We start from the raw sequence: 7026 nt of genomic DNA, 5'->3' as shown, positions 1-7026 counted from the left end.
ACCGATGACCTCAACCTTGGCAAGGTTGCGCTCTACCAACTGAGCTAGTATCGCAATCTGAAAACGTCTTTCTCCGTTCAGGGCTGCGAATTATAAGAGCATTTTTTTGTGATGCAAGTCCTTAATGCAAAATTACGAAACTTTTTACTCAACTGCTGTAAAAGCACACAGATTTGCAAAAAAAACGGCTCTTATGTCCCTGAAAAGTTAGATAAACGTGATCATTTTATTCGACTAGATGTTAATAATCGTTTTTCGGTAGTACTGCAGCTCGGCGATCGACTCTCGAATATCGTCTAACGCAAGGTGACTTCCCGACTTAGAAAAACCATCTAACACTTCAGGTTTCCAACGACGAGTCAGCTCTTTCAGAGTGCTTACGTCAACATAGCGGTAGTGGAAGTACTCTTCTAACTCTGGCATGTGCTTGTATAGGAAACGACGGTCTTGACCAATGCTGTTGCCACAAATTGGTGACTTACCTTTTGGTACCCATTTTTCAAGAAACTCAATGGTTTGTTGGATGGCATCTTGCTCTGAAACCGTGCTTTCTTGAATTCGCTTCACGAGGCCGCTGCCAGTGTGCGTCGTTGTACACCACTCGTCCATCTTGTCCAATTCACTCTGAGGTTGGTGAATAGCCAAAACAGGTCCTTCAGCCAGGATGTTAAGCTCACTATCAGTAACGATAGTAGCAATTTCAATGATTTTATGAGTTTCAGGATCAAGTCCTGTCATCTCTAGATCAACCCAAATAAGGTTCTGATCGCTAAAGGACATAAGGCGTCGCCTATTTGTTTATGTGTAAAAGAGGTACTATACCCAAATAACTATACTCAAACTAGCTTTAGGACCATCGAAATCACGTGGTACCAGCAACATCCTGTTTGAGTCCCCAATCATCAAGTTAGATGTGTTAAGTGAAAAATTGTGGCTAAAAAAAAGAAGTTAACCAAAGGTCAAGTACGTCGTGTACGTAGCAACCAGAACAAGCGACTCAAGAAAGAAGATTCTATCCAATGGGATGAGAACATGCTTGGCGGAACCAAAAGCGGACTCGTGATTACGCGCTTTGGCCAACATGCTGATATCGAAGATCTTGAAACTAACGAAGTTCATCGTTGTAACTTACGCCGTAGTATCGAGACTTTAGTTTCTGGTGACCGAGTGACTTGGCGCGCAGGCTTAGAATCAATGGCCGGTATTTCTGGCGTTGTGGAAGCGGTTGAGCCGAGAACTTCAATGCTGACTCGCCCTGATTACTACGATGGCCTAAAGCCAGTAGCTGCGAACGTCGACCAAATGGTTATCGTATCGGCTGTGCTACCAGAGCTATCACTTAATATTATCGACCGTTACCTAATTGCTTCAGAAACGGTAAACATCGCGCCGCTTGTTGTACTGAACAAGGTCGATCTACTGACTGATGAGCAGATTGCTGAATACCGTGAAACACTTAAAGAGTACGAGAAGATCGGCTATAAAGTGATGTTCGTGAGTAAAGAGTCTGGCTACGGCATCAAAGAGCTGGAAGCTGAACTCAAAGACCGTATCAACATCTTTGTTGGTCAATCGGGTGTGGGTAAATCAAGCCTAGTGAATGCATTAATGCCTACGCTAGACATTGAAGAAGGCGAAGTCTCTGAGAACTCAGGTCTTGGTCAGCACACAACCACAGCAGCTCGTTTATACCACTTCCCTTCTGGTGGTGATCTGATTGATTCACCAGGAGTGCGTGAATTCGGCCTATGGCACCTAGAGGCCGACGAAATCACTGAAGCCTTTATCGAGTTCAAGCCTTACCTTGGCGGTTGTAAGTTCCGTGACTGTAAACACATTGATGACCCAGGCTGCATCCTGCGCGAAGCGGTAGAAAACGGAAAGATCAGTCGATTACGTTTCGACAACTACCACCGCATCATTGAAAGCATGGCGAGTAACAAAGATAACCGTCAGTATTCACGCAACAAAAAAGCCGATCTCTAATCGCGTTTTTGTGAACAAATGTGTGCATTTACTGACAATTGGCGCGAATTTAAGTAACATCTCGCGCCCTAAACCGTCATCGACAGATTTAATTGAAAAACAATTAGCATTGGAAAATTAATACAATGGATAAGATTAAAGTTGGATTGCAGTACTGGATTCCACAACATGGATTAACTCGCCTAGTCGGCAAACTTGCGTCTGCTAAAGCGGGCGGCTTAACGACAGCGATCATCAACTGGTTCATCAAGCAATACAAAGTGAACATGGATGAAGCTCTGCATAGCGATCCAAAACACTTTAAAACATTCAATGAATTCTTCGTGCGTGAATTGAAAGAAGGCATGCGTCCCATCGCCGAAGGTGAATCTGTTATTGTTCACCCTGCAGATGCACGTGTGAGCCAATTTGGCCCAATTACTGACGGTCAACTGATTCAAGCGAAGGGCCACGACTACTCTGCACGTGAGCTGCTAGGTGGTGATGCCGGTCTTGCTGAAGAGTTTAAAGACGGTGAATTCGCAACGCTTTACCTATCTCCAAGTGATTACCACCGCGTACACATGCCATGTGACGGTACGCTGCGTCAGATGATCTACGTTCCAGGTGACCTTTTCTCTGTTAACCCATTAACAGCTGAGAATGTTCCAAACCTATTCGCACGTAACGAGCGCGTAGTGTGTATCTTTGATACTGAGTTTGGCCCAATGGCACAAGTGCTGGTTGGCGCAACTATCGTAGGTAGTATCGAGCAAGTATGGGCTGGCACGATTACTCCACCACGCGGTAACTCTGTGTACAAATGGGATTACCCAGCACAAGGCGATAAAGCAATCATCTTGAAGAAAGGCGAAGAAATGGGTCGCTTTAAGCTTGGTTCAACCGTTATCAACCTGTTCGCTAAAGATGCGATCAAGTTTGACGACACTATGCAAAATGGCGAGAAAACGGTTCTTGGTACACCTTTCGCGCACATTGCTGGCAAAGAAGCGCAAGCAAATGACGATGTTGTTACCGATTCTGCTGAGAACACTGACCAAGCTTAACAATTTGAGTTAACTCATTTAAGCTTTCAAGGCGCGTTACTTTTTCTATTTCAGAGAAGAACGCGCCTTTTTCTTAACTCTACCGATTCATTTGCTACTCAAGCTCTAACAACTCAATCTTTCAAACCCTGCCCAGCCACCTGCTGCTTCTCACTCTTGTCTCTAATTGCCCAGATAAAAGATTGACCAAAAACAAAACAACTGTCGAAACCTTAAACAACTTTTTGATTTTCCAACCCGTCTCCAAGTACCAGAAATCCAGATAACTTACTCTATTTGAAGATATTTTATTTATAGGGTCTTTGTACATGCCTAAACTCAATGTTGGCGTTCTGGTCAAGCTGTTGATTTGTTTTGCGATTCCCTTAGGCGTGTTATTCATGCCGATAGATTCAATACCAATCGATGATCTCACGCTGATTCAACACCGCCTGTTGGCGATATTCTTATTAGCAGCCCTGCTGTGGGTGCTTGAACCTGTTCCGGTATTCGCCACTTCCATTTTGATCATTGCGCTTGAACTGGTGATGATATCTGACAAAGGTTTACACCTATTTAGAAATCCACCAGCGGGGCACGATCTCGGTGAGTTAATCAAATATACCGACATCTTCGGTGCATTTTCATCGCCAATCATCATCCTTTTCATGGGTGGTTTTGCTCTTGCGATATCCGCATCCAAGTATGAACTCGATAACAACCTAGCTCGAGTGCTACTTAAACCATTTGGTACAGAACCGCGCTTCATTATGCTCGGATTAATGCTGATCACCGCCGTGTTCTCAATGTTCATGTCAAATACCGCAACGACGGTAATGATGCTTGCGCTGTTAGGCCCGATCGTCGCATCTGCACCAAAAGGCGATATGGGTATCAAAGCGCTCGTGTTGTGTATTCCAATTGCTGCCAATACTGGCGGTATCGCAACCCCAATCGGTACACCGCCCAATGCCATCGCGCTGCAATACCTAACGGGTGAAAATACCATCGACTTCCTCAGCTGGATGATGATGGGCTTACCCTTTGTGATCATCCAACTCACCATCGCTTGGTTTCTTCTACAAAAACTCTTCCCTTCTAAAGAAAGAAACATGGTGCTCAAGCTCGATGGACAATTTAGAAAGAGCTGGCGAGCGATTGTGGTTTACATCACCTTCGCTGCGACAATCTTATTGTGGATGACCACCAAACTGCATGGCATGAACACCTATGTCGTGTCTATCATTCCACTGGCTGTGTTTACGCTCACTGGCATCATGGGCAAAGAAGAACTCAAGCTGATTAACTGGGATGTGTTGTGGCTGGTCGCAGGTGGTATCGCGATTGGTATCGGCCTTGATAAAACAGGCTTAGCCGCTGCACTCGCACACGCAATTGACTATGAATCGCTGTCACCGGCGGCTGTGGTACTGACGTTATCTATTGTGTGTTGGTTAATGGCGAACTTCATGTCAAACACTGCGACGGCCAACTTGCTGATGCCGATAGCCGCTGCAATTGGTGCTTCCATGGAAAGCCTAGTTGCGATTGGTGGTCTGCAAGGCTTGCTGGTTGTGGTCGCCTTCTCTGCGTCACTTGGCATGATTCTGCCAGTATCGACACCACCAAACTCACTGGCCTACTCGACCGGGCTTATCGAAAGCAAAGACATGGCGAAGATGGGCATCATCTTAGGTATTGTGGGCTTGCTGATGGTTTACCTCGCCCTGTTTATCATCACCTAGTAAGCGTTAACGCTCCCCTTTAATCCTAACTAAAGCGCTGAATGTAAATTTGGCGCTTTTTTCGATCTATACCACTCCACCTCAAGCAATTAACTGACATTTCAATTAATAGGTAACTGTGATATTACTTCACTGTTTTACAAAAAGCAGAGTAAATATATTTAGAATTTATGATTTTAAACACAGTCATTCAACTTAAGACAGCGGCACTATACGCCAATCAAAGACACATCAATTCATTATTAAGTACGTCAACGTAGTTAGGTTTTGTCTAATCAGAGAGGAATGGACCTTGAGACATACTATTAAGTTTAAAATTCAGATCGCCATTGCGATCATTATCGCCGTCGTGAGTGGTACCCAAGCTTGGATATCAGTTACCCAGCTCACTCAAGAAACTGAAGTCGCGATCAACCAAGAAATGAGAAATGTCAGTGCTGGCACGACGAATTATATTGCCGATTGGCTCTCGACTCGCAGCGATATGATGCTTGCTAATGAACCGACCATTTCAAGCAACAGTAACTCTGACCGCGAGTTGCTAATCACCAAACAAGCTGGACAATTCTTGTCTGTTTATGCCGGATTCAGCGACGGCACTATCGCGTATGGCGACAAAGGTGAAGATTGGCCAGCAGGCTACGACCCACGCACCCGCCCTTGGTATAAAGATGCCAACGCAACATCAGACCTCGTCATTACTGAACCTTATCAAGACTTTGACGGCAGCATTGTCATCAGCTTTGCAAAAGCATTCAACGGTGAAAGACAAGGTGTCCTCGCGGCAGACCTAACTGTAACCAGCATTATCGACACCGTACTCAACGTGAAACTGGATAACGATGGCTTTGCGTTTTTAGTTGACGGTAACAACAACATCGTTGCCTACAGTGATGAAGAGCTAAGTCAGAAACCACTGACCAGTTTGAATCCGGAACTAACGGCCAACAAAGTGTCACAACTGATCCAAGACCAAATGATCACTACGCTAACTTGGCCTGGCCAAGAGGATAAAATGGTCTACATTGCCAATGTCCCGAATACCGATTGGTCACTGGGTATTGTTATCGATAAGGAAATGGCGTTTTCCGCAGTATCTGACGCGATTCAGTTCATCGCTCTTACTTCTTTGATTTTGTATATCGTCATTTCGATTGCGAGCACAGTGGTGATCAACCGCCTGCTTTCCCCACTACAAACCTTGTCTGACGCACTGACTCAGCTGGCTCAAGGCAGAGGTGACCTCACTCAACGCATTGATATCACACGCATGGATGAGATCGGTAAGCTTGCCGAGCTCGTAAACCAATTCTTGAGTCAGATGCAAAACATGCTGAAAGGCGTTATCGAGCACAGCCATGATTTAAATAATCACGCAGAAAAAGCCAACCAATTGGCCACTCAATCCTCCATTCGAGTGGAGAATCAACAAAACGATATCAACCAGATAGCGACCGCGATTCATGAGATGTCAGCGACTGCAGCAGAAGTGGCTAGCCACGCCGAGCTCACAGCCTCCGCTTCTCAAGCGTCAGCCACCGCTTGTAACGAAGGCCAAGAAGTAATCCAACAAAACCGCGATGCGATTACAGGCCTTGCAACTCAGGTTGAAGACGCAGCCAATGTTATTCGAGAATTAGAGAGCAATGCTCAAAGCATCAACCAGATACTATCCACCATTCAAGGCATTGCCGAACAAACCAACCTGTTGGCACTGAATGCCGCGATTGAAGCGGCGCGTGCGGGTGAACAAGGTCGTGGATTTGCGGTTGTTGCAGACGAGGTTCGAGTGCTAAGCCAAAGAACGCATGGCTCAACGGAAGAAATCCGCGTGATGATTGATACGCTGCAGAAGAATACCGAACATGCCGTTGAAAGCATGACCACCAGCACCCAACTGGCAGAGAATAGCGTTGGCTTCGCAGAGCAAGCTCATGGCAGCCTCTCTAAAATCACTCAAGCCATCACTGAAATCAACGACATGGCATTGCAAATAGCCAGTGCTGCAGAAGAGCAACGCGCGGTAAGCGAAGACATCAGCCGTAATACGCAAGGGATCAAAGATGCCTCTGACGACCTAGCACAGCAAGCTGAAAGCAGCCGTAATAGCTCCAATGAAATGAGTAGCGCTGCCGAGTCGATGCGCCGAGATGTGGAGCGCTTTAAGGTATAACTCACCTCAAGCAAAGTAAGTAAACCACACCACCGAGAGGCTGCTGACGTAAACCAATAGCTGAAACAAAGTGACTCTTTTCATAAGAATCACTTTG

Annotated in this window: 5 protein-coding genes; 4 read left to right on the top strand and 1 reads right to left on the bottom strand. The window is 45.7% G+C overall.

Annotated features, from left to right (window positions below; genetic code table 11):
* Window positions 1-234: 234 nt before the first annotated feature.
* Complete coding sequence (orn, locus tag AB6E30_RS06815; protein ID WP_010434065.1) at window positions 235-780, bottom strand: oligoribonuclease; 546 nt, start codon at window positions 778-780, stop codon at window positions 235-237.
* A 150-nt stretch (window positions 781-930) separates the two neighbouring features.
* On the opposite strand from orn, the gene rsgA reads away from it, so the two are divergent.
* The 4 genes from rsgA (at window position 931) to AB6E30_RS06795 (ending at window position 6929) form a co-directional block, all read left to right on the top strand.
* Entirely contained in the window at window positions 931-1986 is a 1056-nt protein-coding gene (gene rsgA, locus AB6E30_RS06810) for a small ribosomal subunit biogenesis GTPase RsgA (protein ID WP_017061306.1), read from the top strand.
* Between the two features lie 125 nt (window positions 1987-2111).
* On the top strand, window positions 2112-3032 hold the full coding sequence (asd, locus tag AB6E30_RS06805) for an archaetidylserine decarboxylase (RefSeq protein WP_372103040.1): 921 nt from the start codon (window positions 2112-2114) through the stop codon (window positions 3030-3032).
* 308 nt (window positions 3033-3340) lie between these two features.
* On the top strand, window positions 3341-4756 hold the full coding sequence (locus AB6E30_RS06800; protein WP_017061303.1) for a DASS family sodium-coupled anion symporter: 1416 nt from the start codon (window positions 3341-3343) through the stop codon (window positions 4754-4756).
* 292 nt (window positions 4757-5048) lie between these two features.
* Window positions 5049-6929: a methyl-accepting chemotaxis protein gene (locus AB6E30_RS06795; RefSeq protein ID WP_372103038.1), complete on the top strand. Its 1881-nt coding sequence runs from the start codon at window positions 5049-5051 to the stop codon at window positions 6927-6929.
* Window positions 6930-7026: the final 97 nt, after the last annotated feature.

It is taken from the genome of Vibrio sp. 10N.247.311.12 (assembly GCF_041467515.1).
Lineage (GTDB): Bacteria > Pseudomonadota > Gammaproteobacteria > Enterobacterales > Vibrionaceae > Vibrio > Vibrio crassostreae_C.
Note: the sequence above shows the minus strand (reverse complement) of the source record. Positions and strands in the feature narration are given on the sequence as shown.

What these genes read in the sequence shown, in the direction of transcription:
- orn (WP_010434065.1), bottom strand. Translation starts at nt 780, where the DNA reads ATGTCCTTTAGCGATCAGAACCTTATTTGGGTTGATCTAGAGATGACA.
- asd (WP_372103040.1), top strand. Translation starts at nt 2,112, where the DNA reads ATGGATAAGATTAAAGTTGGATTGCAGTACTGGATTCCACAACATGGA.
- AB6E30_RS06800 (WP_017061303.1), top strand. Translation starts at nt 3,341, where the DNA reads ATGCCTAAACTCAATGTTGGCGTTCTGGTCAAGCTGTTGATTTGTTTT.